Origin of the sequence: Klebsiella spallanzanii (assembly GCF_902158555.1) — a bacterium.
Classification (GTDB): Bacteria; Pseudomonadota; Gammaproteobacteria; order Enterobacterales; family Enterobacteriaceae; genus Klebsiella; species Klebsiella spallanzanii.
Window position 1 is genome coordinate 115,140 of record NZ_CABGGS010000006.1, and the last position, 23,778, is coordinate 138,917.

Genomic DNA, 23,778 nt, shown 5'->3' on the forward strand with positions numbered 1-23,778 from the left:
TACCCGCAGCCTACCCGGAAGCTGGCTCATACCTGCAACCAAAAGGTCACAGGACCATCATTCACCAGAGAAACCTGCATATCGGCAGCGAATCTTCCGGTCTGTGTATTCATTTCCTGCTGGCGACAGCGCTCAACAAAATATTCGTACAGCGCTTCCGCTTTCTCCGGTGCCGCCCCTTTGGAAAATCCAGGACGCATTCCGCGCTCGGTATCCGCCGCCAGCGTAAACTGTGAAACCACCAGCATGCTGCCACCAGCCTGCTGTACGTTAAGATTCATTTTGCCTTCAGCATCGCTAAAAATACGGTATCCCAGCACACGCTCGCACAGACGATTCGCCTTTTGCTCATCGTCGTCTCTTTCGACGCCTAACAGCACCAGAAGCCCCGGGCCAATTTCACCCGTCACTTCATCCTCCACGGTAACGCTAGCTCGGGATACGCGTTGAATTAATGCAATCATGATTGTTCTGTTTCTTCTTTTTTCAGTTTGCGGTATTCACCGAGAGTGACAGTAATTTCAGCGCCAAGCAAGACGATACACCACGTCCAGTACACCCAAACGAATAAAATAGGTACGACGGCAATGACGCCATAAATCAACTGATATGACGGAAACGCAGTGATATATAAAGCAAATGCCTTCTTACCCGCCTCAAAAAGTAGCGCAGCGACCAGAGAGCCAATCACCGCATCGCGATTGCGCACCTCCGCCGTTGGCACAATGCTGTAGAGCAGCCAGAATGCCACCCACGATAAAATGAGCGGAAAAATACGCAGCACATCGTCAATCACGCTATTCAGATCGCTGGCCCAGCGTAGCGAGAGAAGATAGGAGCTAATCGCCAGGCTCGCCCCCGCCAGCAGCGGCCCCAGCGTGAGGATCATCCAATAGACGGCAAAGGAGTAGGTTTTTGGTCGGGTTCGGGTACTACGCCAAATGGTATTCAGTGCGCTATCAATGGAATACATCAGCAACAGCGAGGTTACAATCAGGCCGAAAGCCCCCACGGCAGTCATCCGGCTGGAGTTAGCCACAAACTGCTCAATGTAGCCCTGAATCACATCCCCGGTAGCCGGAATAAAATTCGCAAAGATAAAATGACGAATCTGGATGCTGACATCAGAAAACATCGGAAATGCCGCGAACAGCGCGAAAACGACGGCAATAAGCGGCACAAGGGAGAGCAACGACACATAGGCCAGGTTTCCCGCCAGAGTCGTCATATTATCTTCATCAATACGCCGCCACAGCAGCTTTAGCCAGGAAATCAGCGGACGCATACGACGAGTGGCTTTTTGATGAACGGTTTTTAGCATAGCTGTTTGGCAAAATAGTTGGGAATGGTCTCCTTCCCGGTCACCAGAATACTGGTGATACCCAACTGATTAGCCCCCGCGATATTATCGGCGTTATCGTCGAAAAAGACGGCATTGTCAGCGGAGAAGCCTTCTGATTCGAGGACACTCTGGTAGATCCGCGCTTCAGGTTTACGCATCCCCATCTCCTGAGAAAGATAGATATGGTCGGCAACAGCGCGTATCTCTGGATATTCATCCGGCCAGAAGGTGGTATGCAGACGGTTAGTATTGGAAAGGACCACCACACGATGCCCCTGCTCGCGTAATTTTTGCATAATGGCGGTCACTTCCGGGCGCAGGGCCACAAATACCGCCTGCCAGCCGTGGGAAAACTGCTCGTAGCTAAGCGACATGTTCATTTCGTGGCACGTCGCCGCCGCAAAATCTTCATCGCTGATTTCGCCGCGCTCGTGCTGGTGGAACGCCTCCCCCATGGTGAAATGCTGCTTCAGCGTTGCAAGGGGGATACGCGTTAAATCACTCCACGTCCCGAGCACACGGTTGAAGTCAATATCGACAATCACATTACCTAAATCAAAGATATAGAGCATGGTCCTCTCCTTTTGTACCGTGGAAAATTAACTGTAGCGGGAAAGGAGAGGTTTGACTATTCAAGAGTACTGGCTGAATATTCCCCAGCGCCCCTGAAGCTGAGGAATATCGCTTAACAGCAAGGCGGGGCTAGGCCTCTTCCTGAGCAAGAATAATTTCTGTCTGATTTTCATCCAGCCACGATTTTAACCCGCCTGACGGGTACTCATCGGTAAACAGCGCAGTCACCTGCGCGACGTTACCAATCTCCACGGCAGCAGAAGCGTGATATTTAGTATGATCGGCGGCGAGAAGAATTTGCCTCGAGTGCGCCATCATCGTTTTCACCACGCTGGCTTCGTTGACATCAAACTCCAGCAGTGCGCCATCGCTTTCAATGGCCCCGACGCTTGTCACCAGATAATCAGCCCGAAAGTCAGCCACAAACGCCGTCGCGGAAGGGCCGATGATTCCGCTATTGTGCGGACGCAGCGTACCGCCGGGCACCATGACCTCGAAGCGTGGGTTGTTATAAAGAATATGCGCCACCCGCAGACTGTTGGTGATGATGCGCAAATGGTTATGGTTTAACAACGCCCGCGCCACCTGCTCAACGGTGGTGCCGATGGTAATAAATACCGTTGAACCATCCGGAATATAGTCAGCCACCGCTTCCGCGATGGCTTTTTTCTCTTCCGTCCAGGAGACTTCACGCTGTTCGAACGCCGTATTGACCACGCTCGACGCTCTGCCCGCCCCGCCGTGGTGACGCGTAATCAATCCCTGCTCGCTGAGTTTACGAATATCGCGACGCACGGTCTGCGTAGACACGTCCAGCAGGCTGGCCAGTTCATCAATATTCATATAACCGCGCTCGCTAATCAGCATAAGCAGCTGATCGTGCCGCGGGTTACCGGTCAGTTCGGTAAGACTCATGAAATTTCCTCGAAAAACCATTGCCCTGGCATTTTATACAAAAAGTGACAGAAAAGATCGGGTTTGATCACAGTCAGGAATACCGGCGCGTCCTCCCGGTCGCGTACATTTCAGCGCAGCGACTCCGCTTGCAAACCTGACGGCCTCTGCCGGGGCGTTTCCGGAAGCCAGGCTGAAGGCCAGTGCGCCGTGAAAAACATCACCGGCCCCCGTGGTATCAACAACGTCAACTGAGAATCCTGGCTGATGTCGCAACACACTATGTGCAATCCAATTGCAGCCCTTGCTCCCTCGTGTCACATACACATGACCATTTGTGAGCGTTTGTGCTTGCCTCAATCCAGCTTCAGGCTCTTTCAGCCCGGTCAAACGCACCAGACCCGGCTCGGAAAAAGCAGCATGATCGCTCAGCGCCACCAGCTCGCTGATATCCTGTGGCGTGACGTCGCCATCCAGCACCGTCATGACGCCCGCTCGACGCGCCAGCGTGAACGCCTTTTTTGCCCCCTCATGCCAGCGAACATCCGCCAGTACCACATCCCACTGGGAAAAATCGATCTCATTCAGCCAATCAGCATCTGGCAATAAATCCAGGCTGGGATAGTTAACGATAATCCGCTCCCCCTGCGCATCAACCATAATCGCCGATTGTGAAGAGTCTGCCCCCACGTAGCGCCGGGTGTAGCGAGTATTTACCCCCAGGGATTCCAGCTCCGCCAGCAGACTGTTTCCGGTATCGTCATCACCCACGCGGCCAATAAAGTCCACCTGCGCACCCAGCTTTGCCGCGGCCACTGCCGCAGTGGCCGCCGGCCCACCGCCCACTTCCGTATAGCGTTTCGCCACATATTTACCTCCTTCAGTCGGTAAACCTTCAACGTAATAGATGCGATCCATCACGGTAATACCCACACAAGCAACACGAATCATGGTCATTCCTTAGGCGTTTCAAGATGGGATCATTTTAATTTCACAAAATGTTTAAAAAGTGACGGCTGTCAATTTTTTGACCATAAATTACAAATACGATCAAAAACAGACATCAACAATAGACCTTAAATGACAAAAAATGACATCCACGTCTCAGGAGAACGTTATGGCAGTTATAGCATTTATCGGATTAGGTCAGATGGGTTCACCCATGGCGAGCAACTTGCTCAAGCAGGGTCATCAACTCAGCGTCTTTGACGTTAACCCGGATGCCGTACAGCGCCTGGTGGAGAAAGGCGCGCAGCCAGCCAGTAGCCCGGCTCAGGCAGCAAACGGCGCGGAGTTTGTCATCACGATGCTGCCAAATGGCGATTTGGTGCGCAGCGTGTTGTTCGGCGCTCAAGGGATCTGCGAGAGCCTTTCCCCGCAAGCGCTGGTGATTGATATGTCGACTATTCACCCGCTGCAAACCGACAAACTGATTACCGATATGCGCGCCAAAGGCTTCGACATGATGGATTGCCCGGTCGGGCGCACTTCAGATCACGCCGTCGCGGGGACATTGCTGCTGCTGGCGGGTGGAACGGCAGAACAGGTAGAGCAGGCGACACCGGTGTTAATGGCGATGGGTAATGAACTCATCAATGCAGGCGGGCCGGGCATGGGTATCCGTGTAAAGCTTATCAACAACTACATGAGCATCGCGCTGAATGCCCTCTCCGCCGAAGCCGCCGTATTGTGCGAAGCGCTAGGGCTCTCCTTCGATGTGGCCTTAAAAGTGATGAGCGGTACTCCCGCCGGAAAAGGCCATTTCACCACCTCCTGGCCAAACAAAGTGCTGAAAGGCGATCTTTCCCCCGCTTTCATGATCGATTTAGCCCACAAAGATCTGGGCATCGCGCTGGATGTTGCCAACCAGCTGCATGTGCCGATGCCGCTCGGTGCCGCTTCTCGCGAAGTTTATAACCAGGCGCGCGCTGCAGGTCGTGGCCGGGAAGACTGGAGCGCCATTCTTGAGCAGGTTCGCGCATCTGCCGGACTGAACAATCAACATTGATAAGTAAAAGGACTGAGGACTGAACAATGACGAAGTACACCCTGAAAGATATCACCCGAGCTTCCGGCGGTTTTGCCATGCTGGCCGTCGATCAACGCGAAGCCATGCGCTTAATGTTTGCCGCAGCGGGGGCGAAATCCCCGGTCAGCGACAGCGTGCTGACCGATTTCAAAGTGAATGCGGCGAAGATTCTTTCTCCTTATGCCTCGGCCATTCTGGTCGATCAGCAATTCTGTTACCGCCAGGTGGTGGAGCAAAACGCCGTGGCCAAAAGCTGCGCCATGATTGTCGCCGCCGACGAGTTTATTCCCGGCAACGGCATCCCCGTTGATAGCGTGGTGATTGATAAAAATATCGATCCGCAGGCCGTGAAGCAGGACGGTGCCAAAGCATTAAAACTGCTGGTGCTGTGGCGCAGCGATGAAGATGCCCAGCAGCGTCTGGACATGGTGAAAGAGTTCAACGAGCTATGTCACTCCAGTGGCCTGCTGAGCATTATCGAACCGGTAGTACGTCCGCCGCGTCGTGGCGATAAGTTCGATCGCGAGCAGGCCATTATCGATGCCGCTAAAGAGCTGGGCGACAGCGGTGCCGATCTCTACAAAGTCGAAATGCCGCTGTACGGCAAGGGCTCTGCGCAAGAGCTACTCACCGCCTCACAACGCCTGAATGAAAACATCAGCATGCCGTGGGTCATTCTCTCCTCTGGTGTCGATGAAAAACTGTTTCCTCGCGCGGTCAGCGTTGCAATGACCGCTGGCGCATCAGGCTTCCTGGCGGGGCGTGCGGTCTGGTCATCGGTTGTGGGGCTGCCGGATACCGAGCTGATGCTGCGCGATGTTTCTGCACCGAAGTTGCAGCGTTTGGGCGATATCGTCGACGAAATGATGGCCCGTCGCCGTTAATACGAGGATCGAAGAATGAAATGGTTTAACACCCTGAGCCACAACCGCTGGCTGGAACAGGAAACCGACCGCATTTTTAACTTTGGCAAGAACGCGGCGGTACCGACCGGATTTGGCTGGCTGGGAAATAGTGGTCAGGTCAGAACGGATATGGGAACGCATCTGTGGATCACAGCCCGCATGCTGCACGTCTACTCCGTTGCCGCATCCATGGGTCGCCCTGGTGCATATCAGTTAGTCAGTCACGGGATCAACGCTCTGAACGGCGCATTGTGTGATAAACGCTACGGCGGCTGGTACGCCTGCGTCAATGACGAAGGCGTGATGGATGCCTCCAAGCAGGGCTATCAGCATTTCTTTGTGTTGCTTGGCGCGGCAAGCGCGGTCACGACCGGTCATCCACAGGCCAGGCAACTGCTCGATGACGCCATCGAAGTGATTGAAAAATACTTTTGGAGTGAAGATGAGCAGATGTGCCTTGAGTCCTGGGACGAAGCCTTCAGCCAGACGGAAGATTATCGCGGTGGCAACGCCAACATGCACGCAGTTGAAGCCTTCCTGATCGTTTACGACGTCACTCATGATCGTAAATGGCTGGATCGGGCGCTACGCATCGCGTCGGTGATTATTCACGACGTGGCCCGCAGCGGTGAGTATCGCGTTAACGAGCACTTCGATTCGCAGTGGAACCCTATCCGCGATTACAACAAAGACAACCCAGCGCATCGCTTCCGCGCCTACGGCGGCACTCCGGGCCACTGGATCGAGTGGGGCAGATTGATGCTGCATCTGCACGCCGCGCTGGAAGCTCGCTTCGAAACGCCACCAGCCTGGCTGCTGGAAGATGCCAAAGGCCTGTTCCATGCCACTATCCGTGATGCCTGGGCACCGGACGGCGCGGACGGTTTTGTCTACTCGGTAGACTGGGATGGTAAGCCTATCGTCCGCGAGAGAGTGCGTTGGCCAATAGTCGAAGCGATGGGCACCGCCTACGCCCTGTACACCCTCACCGGCGATAGCCAGTACGAAGCCTGGTATCAGAAATGGTGGGATTACTGCATCACTTATCTGATGGACTACGAGACAGGGTCATGGTGGCAGGAGCTGGACACCGATAACAAAGTGACCACCAAAGTCTGGGACGGCAAGCAGGATATTTACCACCTGCTGCACTGTCTGGTGATCCCGCGCCTGCCCCTGGCACCAGGGCTGGCTCCGGCGGTTGCTGCTGGTCTTCTGGATATCAACGCAGAATAGGTCATAAGGATAGCAGCCATGCACAGCGGCGGAAAAACCATTCAACTTCAGGCCGGACACTATCAGGCAAAAATCGTCACGGTTGGCGCGGGACTGGCGGAACTGACGCACCATGGGCGTCACGTCGTTATTCCACACAAACCTGAAGAGATGCCGCTGGCACATCTGGGGAAAATATTGGTTCCCTGGCCAAATCGCATAGCAAACGGCTGCTATCAGCATAACGGCAAGGCATTTCAGCTTGCCGTTAATGACCTTGCTTCGCAGAGCGCGATTCATGGCCTTTTAGCCTGGCGGGATTGGCAGATTAACCAGCAGTCGGTATCGGAAGCGTCGCTGATGATTTTTCTGCCGCCTTCTTACGGCTATCCGTTTTCATTACTTGTCGAAGCGACCTACCGCCTGGATGCGATAAATGGCCTGCATGTTTTTATCACAGCGCTCAATATCGGTAACGAATCAGCGCCTTACGGTTCCGGCGCGCATCCCTATTTAACCTGCGATCTTGAGAAAATAGATAGCTGTACGCTAACCCTTCCGGCAGACGAGGTATTGAGCATTGATACCCAGGAATTGCATCGCGTTGAGCACACAGAGCTAAATTTCACCACGCCACGCCCTATCGCGGCGACGCAGATCGATCACACCTTTAAAACGACAGCGCCGGACGATGAGTGGGAAGTCAGGATGTTCAGCGCAGCAAAAAATATGACGACGTTTCTACGCTGCGACCAGCCCTGGCTACAGGTTTACAGCGGCGAGAAGTTACATCGACAAGGACTCGCCGTCGAGCCCATGACCTGTCCGCCTGATGCCTTTAATTCCGGAATTGGCCTTATTTCTCTTGCCCCAGGCGAGATGCACCGGATGCGCTTTTTGATCGGCGCTGAATAGTCCCATTCCGACGCAAAAATTACCGAATTACCCTATATCTACGGAGACGAAAATGAATTCGTTACAACAACGGTCAAGCGCATTAGAACTCACAACCCTACGGGATGGCTTTGCGCTAACGTATCAACAGCGCCTGATTCTGCGCCATACCTCGCAAACCCCTTGCCTGTGGATTGGCACCGGCGTCGCGGATATTGATATGTTTCGCGGCAACTTCAGTATTAAAGACAAACTGAATGAAAAAATTGCTCTCACGAGTGCCACGGTCAGTGAATCGTCTGACGGCTGGCGGGTCGATTTCAGCCGCGGCACCACCATCAACGCGACCCTGAAAATCTCCACCGATGAACAGGGCCGCCTGAAGCTGGACCTGCAAAACGACGATCTGAGCCACAATCGCATCTGGCTGCGGCTGGCCGCTAACCCGGCCGATCATATCTACGGCTGCGGTGAACAGTTCTCTTACTTTGATTTACGCGGCAAGCCGTTCCCACTGTGGACCAGCGAACAGGGCGTAGGTCGTAATAAAAATAGCTATGTCACCTGGCAGGCGGACTGCAAAGAGAACGCGGGCGGCGACTATTACTGGACCTTCTTCCCGCAACCAACCTTTGTCAGCACTCAAAAATACTACTGCCACGTTGATAACAGCTGCTACATGAATTTCGACTTTAGCGCACCGGAGTATCACGAACTGGCGCTGTGGGAAGACAAAACCACCCTGCGCTTTGAGTGCGCCGACACCTATATTTCCCTGCTGGAAAAACTGACCGCGCTGTTAGGCCGCCAGCCAGAGCTGCCGGACTGGATTTACGACGGCGTCACGCTAGGTATTCAGGGCGGCACCGAGGTTTGCCAGAACAAACTGGACACCATGCGCAACGCGGGCGTGAAGGTGAACGGCATCTGGGCGCAGGACTGGTCCGGGATCCGTATGACCTCCTTTGGCAAGCGCGTGATGTGGAACTGGAAGTGGAACAGCGACAACTACCCACAGCTGGATAGCCGTATTAAGCAGTGGAAAGAAGAAGGCGTGCAGTTCCTCTCGTATATCAACCCGTACGTTGCCAGCGATAAAGATCTCTGCGCCGAAGCGGCAGAACGCGGCTATCTGGCAAAAGATGCCGCTGGCGGTGACTACCTGGTTGAGTTCGGCGAGTTTTACGGCGGCGTGGTCGATCTGACTAACCCGGAAGCCTACGATTGGTTCAAAGAAGTCATCAAGAAGAACATGATTGAGCTTGGTTGCGGCGGCTGGATGGCAGATTTTGGTGAATACCTGCCGACCGATACGTATCTGCACAACGGCGTCAGCGCCGAGATCATGCACAACGCCTGGCCTGCGCTGTGGGCGAAATGTAACTACGAGGCGCTACAGGAGACCGGCAAGCTCGGCGAGATCCTGTTCTTTATGCGTGCGGGTTACACCGGCAGCCAGAAGTACTCCACCATGATGTGGGCGGGCGACCAAAACGTGGACTGGAGCCTTGATGATGGCCTCGCTTCGGTCGTCCCTGCGGCGCTGTCGCTGGCGATGACCGGCCACGGCCTGCACCACAGCGATATCGGTGGCTACACGACCCTGTTTGAGATGAAGCGCACGAAAGAGCTGCTGTTGCGCTGGTGCGACTTCAGCGCCTTCACCCCGATGATGCGCACCCACGAAGGTAACCGCCCTGGCGATAACTGGCAGTTTGATGGCGATGCAGAGACTATCGCCCACTTTGCCCGTATGACCACCGTCTTCACCACCCTGAAACCGTATCTCAAACAAGCCGTTGCGCAGAACGCCGCCTCCGGCCTGCCGGTGATGCGCCCGCTGTTCCTGCACTACGAAGACGATGCGACAACCTACACCCTGAAATATCAGTACCTGCTGGGGCAAGATCTACTGGTTGCACCGGTTCACGAGCAGGGTAAATGCGACTGGACGCTGTATTTGCCAGAAGACAGCTGGGTCAACGTCTGGACCGGTGAAACTCACCAGGGCGGCGAAATTACCGTCGATGCGCCAATTGGTCAGCCACCCGTCTTCTATCGCGCGAAGAGTGAGTGGGCATCGCTGTTTGCCACTTTACGCCACATCTAATACGGCTCGCCCGCGGGGAAACTCGCGGGCAAACGGAGAATAACAATGAGTCAAAATTCAGCTAATCCGGCAACCCTACGCTTGCCTTTTAAAGAAAAACTCGCCTATGGGCTGGGTGATTTAGGTTCCAATATCCTGCTGGACATTGGCACGCTCTATTTACTCAAATTTTATACCGATGTCCTTGGTTTACCGGGAACTTACGGCGGTATTATTTTCCTTATCGCCAAGTTTTTTACCGCATTTACCGATATGGGCACCGGGATTATGCTCGATTCGCGGCGTAAAATCGGTCCAAAAGGTAAATTCCGTCCATTCCTGATTTACGCAGCTTTCCCGGTTACGCTTCTGGCTATCGCTAACTTTGTCGGCACGCCGTTTGAAATCACCGGCAAAACGGTGATGGCGACGGTGCTGTTTATGCTGTACGGACTGTTCTTCAGCATGATGAACTGCTCTTATGGCGCGATGGTACCCGCGATCACGAAAAACCCGGATGAGCGCGCTTCGCTTGCCGCCTGGCGTCAGGGCGGCGCGACGCTCGGCCTGCTGCTGTGCACCGTCGGCTTTGTGCCAGTGATGAACCTGATCGAAGGCAACTCGCAACTGGGTTATATCTTCGCCGCCACGCTGTTCTCCCTGTTCGGCCTGCTGTTTATGTGGCTGTGCTATGCGGGAGTTAAAGAGCGCTACGTCGAAGTTAAGCCCGTTGATGCGGCGCAAAAGCCGGGGTTACTGCAATCCTTCCGCGCCATCGCTGGCAACCGCCCGCTGTTTATTCTGTGCATTGCCAATCTCTGTACGCTCGGCGCGTTTAACGTCAAGCTAGCGATTCAGGTCTATTACACCCAGTACGTCCTGAATGACCCCATCCTCCTCTCCTGGATGGGATTTTTCAGCATGGGCTGTATCTTTATTGGCGTCTTTTTAATGCCCATGATGGTCAGACGCTTTGGTAAGAAGAAGGTTTATATCGGCGGCCTGCTGATTTGGATTGCGGGCGATCTACTCAACTACTTCTTTGGCGGCGGGTCGGTCAGTTTTGTTGCTTTCTCCTGTCTGGCCTTCTTTGGTTCGGCGTTCGTCAACAGCCTGAACTGGGCGCTGGTCTCCGACACGGTGGAATATGGTGAATGGCGCACCGGCGTGCGTTCTGAAGGTACTGTGTACACCGGATTTACCTTCTTCCGTAAAGTGTCGCAGGCGCTGGCTGGCTTCTTCCCCGGCTGGATGCTGACCCAGATTGGCTATGTGCCCAACGTGGTGCAATCGGCGGGTACCGTCGAAGGCTTACGCCAGCTGATTTTTATTTATCCGTGCGCGCTAGCGGTGATCACCATCGTGGCGATGGGCTGTTTCTACAACCTTAACGAGAAGATGTATGTCCGTATCGTTGAAGAGATAGAAGCCCGTAAACAACCTGTCTGATAATAATAATGAATAGCGCCCTACGGGGCGTTATTGAGGAGCGATTATGTCTGACCATGATCCGCTAACGCTAAAACTGAGCCTACGGGAAAAATGCGCCTATGGCGTGGGTGACTTCGGCTCAAATTTGATGCTGTGTATCGGCACGCTGTATCTGCTTAAATTTTATACCGATGAACTAGGGATGCCTGCATATTACGGCGGGATCATCTTTCTGGTAGCGAAGTTCTTCACTGCCTTCACCGATATGCTGACCGGCGTATTACTGGACTCGCGGCGTAATATCGGCGCAAAGGGGAAATTCAGGCCTTTTATTCTGTATGCCTCATTCCCCGTCGCGCTGGTCGCCACAGCGCAGTTTTTAGCGACAGATTTTACGCTAACGGTGAAAACGGGGCTGGCGACGGTGCTGTTTATGTTGTTCGGTCTGTTCTATAGCCTGATGAACTGCTCTTACGGGGCGATGGTTCCCGCCATCACTAAAAACCCGCACCAGCGCGCAGAACTCGCCGCGTGGCGACAGGGCGGCGCAACCCTGGGCCTGCTGCTGTGTACCGTTGGCTTTATGCCCATTCAGGCGCTTTTTACAAGTTCACCTTCGCTTGGCTATCTGATTGCTGCGCTGATCTTCTCCGTTTGCGGGTTATTCAGCATGTGGTGGTGCTTTAGCGGGGTGAAAGAGCGCTATATTGAAATCGTACCGGATCATCATAAACCCAGTATTCTCAAGTCATTCTGCGCGATTTTCCGTAACCCTCCTCTGCTGGTGCTGTGTATTGCTAACCTGTGTACGCTGGCGGCATTTAACATCAAGCTGGCGATTCAGGTCTATTACACCCAGTACGTACTGAACGATATCCATCTGCTGTCATGGATGGGCTTTTTCAGTATGGGATGCATTCTGGTGGGTGTTTTTCTTGTCCCCACAACGGTGAAGCGCTTCGGTAAAAAGCAGGTTTACCTGGGTGGACTGGCATTGTGGGCCATAGGCGATGTGCTGAACTTTTTCTGGGGAAGTACATCATTTTTATTTGTGACGTTCTCCTGCATGGCCTTCTTTGGCACTGCCTTCGTTAACAGTCTGAACTGGGCGCTGGTTCCGGATACGGTTGATTACGGTGAGTGGAAAACGGGTATTCGTGCGGAAGGGTCGGTTTATACCGGTTATACCTTTTCACGAAAAATTTCCGCAGCGCTTGCTGGGTTCTTGCCAGGAATTATGCTGACGCAAATTGGTTATATCCCCAATGTTGCGCAAAGTGAAACTACGCTACTCGGTTTACGCCAGCTTATTTTCCTCTGTCCCTGCAGTCTGGCGATTATCGCGGCATTCACTATGGGCTTATTTTACAAGCTCAATGAAAGCCGTTTTGCTTTTATTATCGAGGAAATTGGCCAACGAAAAAAACAACACAACCCGGTATTGTGAATAACTAAAAGACCTCTTTTTTAATTATTGCCGCTCTATCCATTTTAATGGATAGCGGCTCCCCTACGTTAAAAAATGGATTTATTATGAAAAAAATAAACGCGATACTTCTGTTAACCTCTGTTATCTCTACCTCTGCGTTTGCTGGTGCTTATGTGGAAAATCGCGAGGCGTATAACCTTGCATCCGATCAGATGGAGGTCATGCTGCGCGTTGGCTATAACTTTGATATGGGCGCTGGCTTGATGCTCACCAACACCTATACTCTACAACGCAAAGATGAGTTAAAGCATGGCTATAACGAAATCGAAGGCTGGTATCCGCTATTCAGACCAACGGATAAATTAACGATTCAGCCGGGAGGGCTAATTACCGACAAGAGCATTGGCTCCAGCGGTGCGGTTTATCTGGATGTGAATTACAAATTTACCCCATGGTTTAATCTGACCGTGCGTAACCGCTATAATCACAATAACTACAGCTCAACTGACTTAAACGGTGAGCAAGATAATAATGATACCTACGAAGTAGGTACCTATTGGAATTTTATTATCACCGATAAATTCTCTTATACTTTTGAACCACACTATTTTACGCGGGTGAATGACTTTAATAGTAGCAACGGTAAAGACCATCACTGGGAAATTACCAATACCTTCAGGTATCGGATCAATCAAAACTGGCTGCCTTACTTTGAACTACGCTGGCTGGATCGCAATGTGGAGCCGTACCACCGGGAGCAAAACCAGATTCGCGCTGGGGTGAAGTATTTCTTTTAAGTTTTTTAGGCAAAAAAAAGCCGCTGATAATCAGCGGCTTTTTCATAGCAAGAAGCGTTAATTAATCTTCTTTAGAACCACGCATCGCGCGTTTACGATCGTTCTCGGTCAGGTGACGCTTACGAATACGGACAGAAGTCGGAGTGACTTCTACCAGTTCGTCGTCATCGATGAACTCAAGAGCTTGCTCCAGCGTCATTTTCAGTGCCGGAACCAGGGTCGTCGCTTCGTCAGTACCGGAAGCACGCATGTTGGTCAGTTTCTTACCGGTCAGGCAGTTTACAGTCAGGTCGTTAGAACGGCTGTGAATACCGATGATCTGGCCTTCGTAAACTTCGGCACCGTGGCCCAGGAACAGCTTGCCGCGATCCTGCAGGCTGAACAGTGCGAACGCAACCGCTTTACCCTGACCGTTGGAGATCAGTACACCGTTCTGGCGCTGACCCACATCACCCGCACGAACGTCGTCGTAATGGCTGAAGGTGGAGTACAGCAGACCGGTACCGGAGGTCATGGTCATGAATTCTGAACGGAAGCCGATCAGACCACGGCTTGGGATTACGTAGTCAAGACGTACGCGGCCTTTGCCATCTGGATTCATGTTTTTCAGGTCGCCTTTACGCTCGCCCAGTGCCTGCATGACAGACCCCTGGTGCTGCTCTTCGACATCCAGCGTGACGTTTTCGAACGGCTCTTGTTTACGGCCATCGATTTCGCGGAAGATAACTTTCGGACGGGAAACCGCCATCTCGAAACCTTCACGACGCATGTTCTCGATAAGAACAGACAGGTGCAGTTCACCACGGCCAGAAACGCGGAATGCGTCTGCATCCGGGGTTTCTTCAACGCGCAGCGCCACGTTATGTACCAGCTCTTTGTTCAGACGGTCAAGGATCTGACGAGAAGTAACGTACTTACCTTCTTTACCGCAGAACGGAGAGGTGTTAACGCAGAAGAACATAGATACGGTCGGCTCATCGACAGACAGCGCCGGCAGCGCTTCAACATTCTGCGTATCGCAGATGGTATCAGAGATGTTCAGTTCGCCCAGACCAGTGATGGCGATGATGTCGCCCGCTTCCGCGATGTCGCTATCGATACGCTCGAGGCCCAAATGGGTCAGAACTTTACCGACTTTACCGTTACGCGTTTTGCCTTCACTATCAATGATAGTGACTTGCTGGTTCGGCTTAACTTTACCGCGTTTGATGCGGCCGATGCCGATAACACCAACGTAGTTGTTGTAGTCCAGCTGGGAGATTTGCATCTGCAGCGGGCCATCCAGGTCAACGTTCGGAGCCGGAACACGATCGACGATAGTCTGATACAGCGGAGTCATATCTTCAGCCATATCTTCGTGATCCAGACCCGCGATACCATTCAGCGCAGAAGCGTAAACGATAGGGAAGTCCAGCTGTTCGTCGGTGGCGTCGAGGTTAACGAACAGGTCAAATACCTGGTCAACTACCCAATCAGGACGCGCGCCCGGACGGTCAACTTTGTTGATAACAACAATGGGCTTCAGGCCATGAGCAAAGGCTTTTTTGGTCACGAAGCGCGTCTGCGGCATCGGACCATCCATTGCATCAACGACCAACAGAACGGAATCAACCATGGACATAACACGTTCAACTTCACCACCGAAGTCGGCGTGCCCTGGGGTATCAACGATGTTGATACGGTAGTCATTCCATTTGATAGCGGTGTTTTTAGCCAGGATGGTAATCCCGCGCTCTTTCTCCAAATCGTTGGAGTCCATCACTCGCTCTTGAGTTTCGGCACGCGCGTCGAACGTACCGGATTGCTGCAGCAGCTTATCAACCAGGGTAGTTTTACCATGGTCAACGTGCGCGATGATGGCGATATTACGCAAATTTTCGATCACAACTTTGCCTCAGGCATTAGAAATAGCGCGTTATTGTACACGGATTAATCGCAGTACAAAACAGGATCACAAACATCCTCCGCAAACAAGTATTGCAGAGATTCTTTGTGATCGCTTTCACGGAGCGTTAAAAGGGTTATTAAAGGTCAATTGCACCAAATAAGTGCCCAATGTTCACACAAATGCACTATATTGGTGCAATGCATTCATTTTGGTGCAACCCTTTTGCACGATGATGTGCATGATAACGCCTTTTGGGGGCAATTTAAAAGTTGGCACAGATTTCGCTTTATATTTTTTAAGGCAACAACGCCACTTTTGACAGTTAAAAAGTTTTCGTTTCCACGACGACACAGACCAATCCGGGAGAGTTTAAGTATGTCCGCTGAACACGTTTTGACGATGCTGAACGAGCATGAAGTGAAGTTTGTCGATCTGCGCTTCACCGATACTAAAGGTAAAGAACAGCACGTTACTATTCCTTCTCATCAGGTAAATGCCGAATTCTTCGAAGAAGGCAAAATGTTTGATGGCTCCTCGATTGGCGGCTGGAAAGGTATTAACGAATCCGACATGGTTCTGATGCCGGACGCAACCACCGCGCTGATCGACCCGTTCTATGAAGAACCGACTCTGATCATCCGCTGCGATATCCTGGAACCAGGTACGCTGCAGGGCTATGACCGCGACCCGCGCTCCATCGCTAAACGCGCTGAAGAGTATCTGCGCTCTACCGGCCTTGCTGACACCGTGCTGTTCGGGCCAGAACCAGAATTCTTCCTGTTCGACGACATTCGTTTTGGTGCGTCTATCTCCGGTTCCCACGTTGCTATCGATGATATCGAAGGCGCATGGAACTCCTCCACCAAATACGAAGGCGGCAACAAAGGCCACCGTCCGGGCGTGAAAGGCGGTTATTTCCCGGTTCCGCCAGTAGACTCTTCTCAGGATATCCGCTCCACCATGTGTATGATCATGGAAGAGATGGGCCTGGTTGTTGAAGCTCACCACCACGAAGTCGCGACTGCAGGTCAGAACGAAATCGCTACCCGCTTTAATACCATGACCAAAAAAGCGGACGAAATTCAGATCTACAAATATGTTGTACACAACGTCGCACACCGTTTCGGTAAAACAGCGACCTTTATGCCAAAACCAATGTTTGGCGATAACGGTTCCGGTATGCACTGCCATATGTCCCTGTCCAAGAACGGCGTAAACCTGTTCTCCGGCGACAAATACGCAGGCCTGTCTGAACAAGCGCTGTACTACATTGGCGGCGTTATCAAGCACGCTAAAGCGATTAACGCCCTGGCTAACCCGACCACCAACTCCTACAAGCGTCTGGTCCCGGGTTACGAAGCACCGGTTATGCTGGCTTACTCCGCCCGTAACCGTTCCGCTTCTATCCGTATTCCGGTAGTCACCTCTCCGAAAGCACGTCGTATTGAAGTTCGCTTCCCGGACCCGGCAGCTAACCCGTACCTGTGCTTCGCTGCACTGCTGATGGCTGGTCTTGATGGTATCAAGAACAAAATCCATCCGGGCGAAGCAATGGACAAAAACCTGTATGACCTGCCGCCGGAAGAGGCGAAAGAGATCCCACAGGTTGCAGGCTCTCTGGAAGAAGCACTGAATGCGCTGGACGCAGACCGTGAGTTCCTGACCGCTGGCGGCGTATTCACCAACGATGCCATCGATGCTTACATCGCGCTGCGTATCGAAGAAAACGACCGTGTGCGCATGACTCCGCATCCGGTTGAATTCGAACTGTACTACAGCGTCTAATTTTGCTGTAAGTCCGCGGTATTCCATGTTGTGGCGTGGGGTACCAAGGATGTTTTGTTGCCGTGGAAACTTTCAGCCCATCTCAGGATGGGCTTTTTTCTCCACCAACATGCTGATCTCGCGAGCTTTTTACCAATAAAAAGCTATACTGCACTAAAATAGTGCACTCTTATTCAGGAGACTGTCAGATGGCAACAGGCACACTGCCCGATGCTGGGCAGATCCTTAACTCTTTAATCAACAGTATCTTACTGGTCGATGACGACCTGGCGGTGCATTACGCGAACCCGGCGGCTCAGCAGCTGCTGGCACAAAGCTCACGTAAGCTATTCGGCACGCCGCTGCCAGAACTGTTGAGCTATTTCTCGCTGAATATCGGCCTCATGCAGGAGAGCCTGGCTGCGGGCCAGGGTTTTACCGATAACGAAGTCACCCTGGTTATCGATGGCCGCTCGCATATCCTTTCCCTGACCGCGCAACGCCTGCCGGAAGGCTATATTCTGCTGGAAATGGCGCCAATGGATAATCAGCGTCGCCTGAGCCAGGAACAGCTACAGCACGCACAGCAGGTCGCGGCAAGAGACCTGGTTCGCGGTCTGGCCCACGAGATAAAAAACCCGCTGGGTGGCCTGCGCGGCGCAGCGCAGCTACTCAGTAAAGCGCTGCCCGATCCTGCTCTGACGGAATATACCAAAGTCATTATTGAACAGGCCGATCGGCTAAGAAACCTGGTCGATCGTCTACTGGGACCACAGCACCCCGGGATGCACGTAACGGAAAGCATCCATAAAGTTGCTGAGCGGGTGGTAAAGCTGGTGTCAATGGAACTACCAGATAACGTCAAACTGGTTCGCGACTATGACCCTAGCCTGCCGGAGCTCCCGCATGACCCGGACCAAATTGAACAGGTGTTGCTGAATATCGTGCGTAATGCGCTGCAGGCGCTGGGACCGGAGGGTGGCGAGATAACTCTTCGCACCCGGACAGCCTTTCAGCTAACCCTGCACGGCGTGCGTTACCGTCTCGCCGCGCGTATTGACGTTGAAGATAACGGCCCAGGGATCCCGTCCCATTTACAGGATACGCTGTTTTATCCGATGGTGAGCGGGCGTGAAGGCGGTACCGGACTCGGACTGTCGATTGCCCGCAGCCTTATCGATCAGCACTCCGGAAAAATTGAATTCACCAGTTGGCCAGGGCATACCGAATTCTCGGTGTACCTGCCTATTCGGAAGTAGAGGTGTTTATGCAACGAGGGATAGCATGGATCGTGGACGACGATAGCTCCATCCGTTGGGTGCTTGAACGCGCGCTCACCGGGGCAGGCTTAAGTTGTACAACATTTGAAAGTGGCAACGAGGTGCTTGATGCCCTCACCACCAAAACCCCGGATGTGCTGCTGTCTGATATCCGCATGCCGGGAATGGATGGACTGGCGCTACTAAAGCAGATTAAGCAGCGTCATCCGATGCTCCCGGTCATCATAATGACGGCGCATTCGGATCTGGACGCCGCGGTCAGCGCTTATCAGCAAGGCGCTTTTGATTATCTGCCAAAACCGTTTGATATCGATGAAGCGGTGGCGCTGGTTGACCGCGCAATTAGCCACTATCAGGAACAGCAGCAGCCGCGTAATGCGCCGATAAGCAGCCCAACGGCCGATATTATCGGCGAAGCGCCGGCAATGCAGGACGTCTTTCGCATCATTGGTCGTCTGTCACGCTCTTCAATCAGCGTCCTGATCAACGGCGAGTCCGGTACCGGTAAAGAGCTGGTTGCCCATGCTCTCCACCGCCATAGCCCGCGAGCCAAGGCACCGTTTATCGCGCTGAATATGGCGGCAATTCCTAAAGATTTAATTGAGTCAGAACTGTTCGGCCACGAGAAAGGGGCATTTACCGGCGCCAATACCGTGCGTCAGGGACGTTTTGAGCAGGCTGACGGCGGCACGCTGTTCCTTGATGAGATCGGCGATATGCCGCTGGACGTACAGACTCGTCTGCTGCGCGTTCTGGCCGATGGCCAGTTTTATCGCGTAGGCGGTTATGCGCCCGTGAAAGTGGATGTACGCATTATTGCTGCCACCCATCAGAACCTTGAACTGCGCGTACAGGAAGGAAAATTCCGCGAGGACTTATTCCACCGCCTGAACGTGATTCGCGTTCATCTGCCGCCTTTGCGCGAGCGCCGGGAAGATATTCCTCGTCTGGCGAGGCATTTCCTGCAAATTGCCGCCCGTGAGCTGGGCGTTGAGGCTAAGCTTCTGCATCCGGAAACCGAGATGGCGTTAACCCGACTAGCCTGGCCCGGTAACGTGCGTCAACTGGAAAACACCTGCCGCTGGCTGACGGTGATGGCCGCAGGTCAGGAGGTTCTGACTCAGGATCTTCCCAGCGAGCTGTTTGAAACCGCGATACCGGATAATCCAACGCAAATGCTACCGGATAGCTGGGCCACGCTGCTGGGGCAATGGGCCGATCGCGCCTTACGTTCCGGTCATCAAAACCTACTATCGGAAGCACAGCCGGAGATGGAGCGCACGCTACTGACTACCGCGTTACGCCATACTCAGGGGCATAAACAAGAGGCAGCTCGTCTGCTAGGCTGGGGGCGTAACACTCTGACACGTAAGCTAAAAGAGTTAGGGATGGAGTAGCGAAGCAGCGGCGTGTAAAAAATAGCCGTCCAGCGCAAACTGCTGCTATTTTGTACTTTACTGTTGCAATGCGTTGAGTATGATCGTGCCCGGAAAGACGGGGGAAAATCATGCTTGAATCACTTATAAATATTATATCGAGCGGCGTCGCAGCCGGTCATACACCGCAGACGGCAGTAGCTGCTGTTCTGTGCGCGGCGATGGTTGGTCTGTTTAGCTGATGATTAACCCTCTCCTTTTCCGGAGAGGGTTAATTGCTTATATCACGCGAGAAAACTGCTGCATCCGCGCTTTCTGGCGCAGATAAGCATCAAAGCACATGCAGATGTTGCGGATCAGTAGCCGACCTTTTGGTGTAACCTGAATGCCTTTTTCATCTACATCCACCAGCCCATCATTGGCCAGCGGTGCCAACAATTTCATATCTTCGGCAAAGTAGTCATCGAAGGTAAGATCCCACTGCGCTTCTACCGCCGCAAAATCGAGACGGAAGTTACAAATCAGCGCTTTAATCACATCGCGACGAATACAATCATCACGTGTCAACGCGATGCCGCGCCACAGCGCCGTTCCGGTTTCATCAACCTGTTGGTAATACTGCTTCAGCTCCTTCTGGTTCTGCGCATAGCAATCGCCAATCATGCTGATCGCCGACACCCCCATGCCCAGCAGGTCAGTATCCCCTTGAGTGGTGTACCCCTGGAAGTTGCGATGCAGGATACCTTCACGTTGGGCTATCGCCAGCTCATCATCCGGACGAGCAAAATGGTCCATGCCGATAAACTGATATCCCGCCGTCGTCAGCGAATCGATAGTCTCCTGCAGGATATCCAGCTTTTGCTCTGCAGAAGGCAAATCGGCATCCTTGATTTTTCTCTGTGCGGCAAAGAGCGTCGGCAAATGCGCATAGTTGAACACGCTCAGACGATCGGGATTGAGCTCCGCCACTTTTTGTAACGTAAAGGCAAAGCTCTGCGGCGTCTGTTTTGGCAGACCGTAAATCAGGTCGATATTGGTGGAGGTAAAGCCAATATCGCGCGCATGGTTGAGCAACGCGAAGATAAACGCTTCATCCTGCTCACGGTTTACCAGGCGCTGCACTTCTTTGTTGAAGTCCTGTACGCCCATACTCAAGCGGTTGAAGCCTTCAGCGCGTAAATGATCCAGTACATCAAGCTCAATTTCTCGCGGATCGACCTCAATGGAGATCTCTGCATCAGCGTTGAAATTGAAATGGGTACGCAGCAGGCTCATCAGGCGGCTAATTTGCGCCTTATTTAAATACGTCGGCGTACCGCCGCCCCAGTGCAGTTGATTTACCTGGCGGCCAGTAAAAAGCGGCGCGCGATGGATTATCTCCTGCTCAAGGACATCCAGATACTGATCGGCTTTATGCTGCTGGCGGGTGACGATTTTATTGCAGCCGCAGAAATAGCAGAGTTTATGGCAAAACGGGATATGCACATACAGCGATAGGGGACGCTGCGGGTAGCGGGCAACCGCCGCGTCAAATTCAGCAGCGCCGAATTCTGGAGAAAACTCCAGCGCGGTGGGGTACGAAGTATAACGCGGCCCGGAATAGTTATATTTTTGGATCAGGGCCAGATCCCAGTCGATTAACTGCACAGACATGCTCACTCCTTCCGATGGTGCCGCCGGCGGGTACGCCGCTCCGGCCCAACCGCACCTCGGGTAATGAGCCGGTTGCGCAGCCATTTCTGACGCCGCGACAACCGTCGTAGTTTAACGAATAACCACAGCAGATAACATATAACCAGAAGGGTTATAAGCAGGACCGGGAATCCGATGGGATGCAAACGCTAGTTTCCACCCTTCAGCAGGCGCATCATATCTTCTTTACGCTCTTCCTCTTCTTCATCTTCGTCATCATCGTAGGAGAGGCCCAGCTGCTGCATCAGCTCATCAATACGATCCAGTTTGGCATCAACCCACGCCTGCTCTTCAGCATTAAGGGTACCGCCCTCTTCCAGACGTTCCAGCAACGCGTCCAGGCGCTCATCGTTCTCCAGCAAATCCAGCTCAGCCTGCGGTGAAGTCATAGGTTTCTCGCTCTTCGGTTTATGCTGCTTAATCGCCGGGGCACTTTCAGTCACGCCCAGCGGGATTGGTTTTTTACTGCCAATTCGGGAGTCTTGTTGTTGACTCTGTTTTTTATTCGCTAAAGCGGCATCACTACCGGTCGCACGGCTACCTGCCGGATGGCCACGATGCTTCTTCTGATGCTTACGCTCGCGAGCTTCCTGATTCAATTCTTCACGCGTTTTGCGATTCTTTTTGCCGCGAGGTACAGATGTCGGTTTTTTCATGATGTGTGATCTTATGCCGTTTTCTTCAGTATAGAATTGAGGCGGAATCTAGCAGAAAGCAAGCAAAGAAAAAAGGCGACAGATTACTCTGTCGCCTTTTTCCGCACTGACAACCCTTATGGGTTTCTACTTTCCATGTTAGCTAACGACACACCCTGTCTTTCCCTTAGCTACCTACAATCCCTGTAACATCCATTTCCTTTTAAAACGTCTCCAGACGTTTGTCATCCTGACAATCCGTAGTCCTCGCCTCCTGGCGCTTCCTGACTCCTCGTCCTGAGTCACAATCCTGTTAGCATCCTCGCCCTTGACGACTACTTTACTGATTTGAGGAAAACCTACAACCAACTGCACAGTAAAAAAGCATATTTGAGAATTTTCGCGGAAGTTAACCAAATGATTTATTTAGTATTGTATTTTTTACATTCAGTTTTTTCTCACAAATTTCTTATATGTGCTATAGCCAATGTCTCACAAAGACTGTGGCTTTTGCTTACACCACCGGGTGCGGTAAAAACAGCCTTTTTCTGTTGTTCAGGTATAATCCCCGCCATAGCCCTGATTTAACGGAGACGACCGTCTTGACCAACTGGAATTATCAACAGACGCATTTTGTCACTAGCGCACCGGATATCCGCCATCTTCCCGCTGATACCGGCATTGAAGTGGCATTCGCTGGCCGCTCCAATGCGGGCAAATCCAGCGCCCTGAACACGCTGACCAATCAGAAAAACCTGGCGCGCACTTCCAGGACGCCAGGACGCACACAGCTTATCAACCTGTTTGAGGTCGCTGAGGGAAAAAGACTGGTCGACCTTCCGGGTTATGGTTACGCGCAGGTTCCGGAAGAGATGAAGATCAAATGGCAGCGTGCGCTGGGGGAATACCTGGAAAAACGGCTGTGCCTGAAAGGGTTAGTTGTACTAATGGATATCCGTCACCCGCTTAAAGATCTCGATCAGCAGATGATCCAATGGGCCGTGGAAAGTGAGATCCCTGTTCTGGTGTTGCTGACGAAGGCCGATAAGCTGGCCAGCGGAGCGCGTAAAGCGCAGACCAATATGGTTCGTGAGGCGGTAACCGCTTTTAACGGAGATGTGCAGGTTGAAGCGTTCTCTTCCCTGAAGAAGCAGGGGGTGGATAAACTGCGCCAGAAGCTGGACAGCTGGTATAACGATATTCCACCTCAGGAAGAGCCTGAAGCCGGCGAATAATTTCGCTAATTATCCCGGATAGCGGCGCGTGGCGCCTTATTCGGGATGCTCGCCTTATCGACCTCAGTACGCAAAACTTTTCTTTCGCGCAATAAAAAACGCCCCGGTCATAAATGACCGGGGCGGCTAAAATATTCAGCCAAATCCGATTACGTGAAGTAAAAGGTCTGAAAGATAGAACATCTTACCTCTGTACCCTACGTCTTTAACTCTACTCTTCTTTCGGTCACGGATAAAGCATTTTTTGTAGTTTTTTTTCACTCTTTACATAGCAAATTCAAATGATCATCACAAAACGCGATAAGTTATG

Annotated in this window: 22 protein-coding genes; 13 read left to right on the forward strand and 9 right to left on the reverse strand. The window is 52.6% G+C overall.

Translation table 11 applies throughout. The features are described from left to right. Positions 1-26 precede the first annotated feature (26 nt). The 5 genes from dtd to FN082_RS08970 all read right to left on the reverse strand — a co-directional run bounded on the left by dtd (position 27) and on the right by FN082_RS08970 (position 3,760). The gene (gene dtd / locus FN082_RS08950; RefSeq protein ID WP_139537235.1) at positions 27-464 is read right to left on the reverse strand and encodes a D-aminoacyl-tRNA deacylase; all 438 of its coding nucleotides are present in this window, start codon (positions 462-464) and stop codon (positions 27-29) included. Further along, on the reverse strand, positions 461-1,321 hold the full coding sequence (locus tag FN082_RS08955; protein WP_139537234.1) for a virulence factor BrkB family protein: 861 nt from the start codon (positions 1,319-1,321) through the stop codon (positions 461-463). Before FN082_RS08955 ends, dtd begins: the two co-directional genes overlap by 4 nt. Next, a complete protein-coding gene (gene yihX, locus FN082_RS08960) occupies positions 1,315-1,914 on the reverse strand; it encodes a glucose-1-phosphatase (RefSeq protein WP_139537233.1) in 600 nt (199 codons plus the stop codon). The genes FN082_RS08955 and yihX overlap by 7 nt, the downstream gene beginning before the upstream one ends. A 130-nt stretch (positions 1,915-2,044) precedes the next feature. Beyond that, the gene (locus FN082_RS08965) at positions 2,045-2,830 is read right to left on the reverse strand and encodes a DeoR/GlpR family DNA-binding transcription regulator (RefSeq protein WP_139537232.1); all 786 of its coding nucleotides are present in this window, start codon (positions 2,828-2,830) and stop codon (positions 2,045-2,047) included. A 33-nt stretch (positions 2,831-2,863) separates the two neighbouring features. After that, positions 2,864-3,760, reverse strand: a complete 897-nt coding sequence (locus FN082_RS08970) for a sugar kinase (protein WP_139537231.1) — start codon at positions 3,758-3,760, stop codon at positions 2,864-2,866. 166 nt (positions 3,761-3,926) lie between these two features. Here FN082_RS08970 and yihU point away from each other — a divergent pair, with 166 nt between their 5' ends. The 8 genes from yihU to ompL all read left to right on the forward strand — a co-directional run bounded on the left by yihU (position 3,927) and on the right by ompL (position 13,598). Next, complete coding sequence (gene yihU / locus FN082_RS08975) at positions 3,927-4,817, forward strand: sulfolactaldehyde 3-reductase (protein ID WP_136031273.1); 891 nt, start codon at positions 3,927-3,929, stop codon at positions 4,815-4,817. Positions 4,818-4,843: 26 nt separating this feature from the next. Then, on the forward strand, positions 4,844-5,722 hold the full coding sequence (gene yihT, locus FN082_RS08980) for a sulfofructosephosphate aldolase (RefSeq protein WP_136031270.1): 879 nt from the start codon (positions 4,844-4,846) through the stop codon (positions 5,720-5,722). 15 nt (positions 5,723-5,737) lie between these two features. After that, positions 5,738-6,979, forward strand: a complete 1,242-nt coding sequence (gene yihS, locus FN082_RS08985) for a sulfoquinovose isomerase (protein ID WP_142981466.1) — start codon at positions 5,738-5,740, stop codon at positions 6,977-6,979. A 3-nt stretch (positions 6,980-6,982) separates the two neighbouring features. Next, the gene (locus tag FN082_RS08990) at positions 6,983-7,873 is read left to right on the forward strand and encodes an aldose-1-epimerase (protein ID WP_407929238.1); all 891 of its coding nucleotides are present in this window, start codon (positions 6,983-6,985) and stop codon (positions 7,871-7,873) included. A gap of 52 nt (positions 7,874-7,925) precedes the next feature. After that, positions 7,926-9,962: an alpha-glucosidase gene (locus FN082_RS08995; RefSeq protein WP_142981468.1), complete on the forward strand. Its 2,037-nt coding sequence runs from the start codon at positions 7,926-7,928 to the stop codon at positions 9,960-9,962. A 45-nt stretch (positions 9,963-10,007) separates the two neighbouring features. Next, entirely contained in the window at positions 10,008-11,390 is a 1,383-nt protein-coding gene (locus FN082_RS09000; RefSeq protein ID WP_139537227.1) for an MFS transporter, read from the forward strand. A gap of 46 nt (positions 11,391-11,436) precedes the next feature. Beyond that, on the forward strand, positions 11,437-12,819 hold the full coding sequence (locus FN082_RS09005) for an MFS transporter (RefSeq protein ID WP_142981469.1): 1,383 nt from the start codon (positions 11,437-11,439) through the stop codon (positions 12,817-12,819). Between the two features lie 86 nt (positions 12,820-12,905). Next, on the forward strand, positions 12,906-13,598 hold the full coding sequence (gene ompL, locus FN082_RS09010) for a porin OmpL (RefSeq protein ID WP_110276076.1): 693 nt from the start codon (positions 12,906-12,908) through the stop codon (positions 13,596-13,598). 61 nt (positions 13,599-13,659) lie between these two features. Here ompL and typA read toward each other — a convergent pair whose 3' ends face one another. Continuing rightward, positions 13,660-15,483, reverse strand: a complete 1,824-nt coding sequence (gene typA / locus FN082_RS09015; protein WP_139537225.1) for a ribosome-dependent GTPase TypA — start codon at positions 15,481-15,483, stop codon at positions 13,660-13,662. Positions 15,484-15,861: 378 nt separating this feature from the next. On the opposite strand from typA, the gene glnA reads away from it, so the two are divergent. From glnA to FN082_RS09035, 4 genes are all read left to right on the forward strand, one after another. Beyond that, positions 15,862-17,271: a glutamate--ammonia ligase gene (glnA, locus tag FN082_RS09020; protein ID WP_004127100.1), complete on the forward strand. Its 1,410-nt coding sequence runs from the start codon at positions 15,862-15,864 to the stop codon at positions 17,269-17,271. A gap of 188 nt (positions 17,272-17,459) precedes the next feature. Further along, a complete protein-coding gene (gene glnL / locus FN082_RS09025; protein ID WP_139537224.1) occupies positions 17,460-18,509 on the forward strand; it encodes a nitrogen regulation protein NR(II) in 1,050 nt (349 codons plus the stop codon). 8 nt (positions 18,510-18,517) lie between these two features. Further along, positions 18,518-19,927 carry a nitrogen regulation protein NR(I) gene (glnG, locus tag FN082_RS09030; RefSeq protein ID WP_139537223.1) on the forward strand — a complete coding sequence of 470 codons (1,410 nt, stop codon included), beginning with the start codon at positions 18,518-18,520 and terminating at the stop codon, positions 19,925-19,927. Between the two features lie 110 nt (positions 19,928-20,037). Beyond that, positions 20,038-20,148 (forward strand): YshB family small membrane protein, encoded by a 111-nt coding sequence (locus FN082_RS09035; RefSeq protein WP_004127096.1) that lies wholly within the window; start codon positions 20,038-20,040, stop codon positions 20,146-20,148. Between the two features lie 37 nt (positions 20,149-20,185). Here the strand turns inward: FN082_RS09035 and hemN are convergent, their stop codons facing one another. After that, complete coding sequence (gene hemN, locus FN082_RS09040) at positions 20,186-21,559, reverse strand: oxygen-independent coproporphyrinogen III oxidase (protein WP_142462298.1); 1,374 nt, start codon at positions 21,557-21,559, stop codon at positions 20,186-20,188. A 188-nt stretch (positions 21,560-21,747) separates the two neighbouring features. Beyond that, positions 21,748-22,254, reverse strand: coding sequence for a Der GTPase-activating protein YihI (gene yihI, locus FN082_RS09050; RefSeq protein ID WP_142981470.1), 507 nt, complete (start codon positions 22,252-22,254; stop codon positions 21,748-21,750). 581 nt (positions 22,255-22,835) lie between these two features. Between yihI and yihA the strand changes: the two genes are divergently transcribed. Beyond that, entirely contained in the window at positions 22,836-23,468 is a 633-nt protein-coding gene (yihA, locus tag FN082_RS09055) for a ribosome biogenesis GTP-binding protein YihA/YsxC (protein WP_139537220.1), read from the forward strand. Between the two features lie 135 nt (positions 23,469-23,603). Here yihA and FN082_RS30555 read toward each other — a convergent pair whose 3' ends face one another. After that, complete coding sequence (locus FN082_RS30555; RefSeq protein ID WP_071892919.1) at positions 23,604-23,651, reverse strand: spot 42 RNA, inhibition of DNA synthesis; 48 nt, start codon at positions 23,649-23,651, stop codon at positions 23,604-23,606. Positions 23,652-23,778 lie beyond the last annotated feature (127 nt).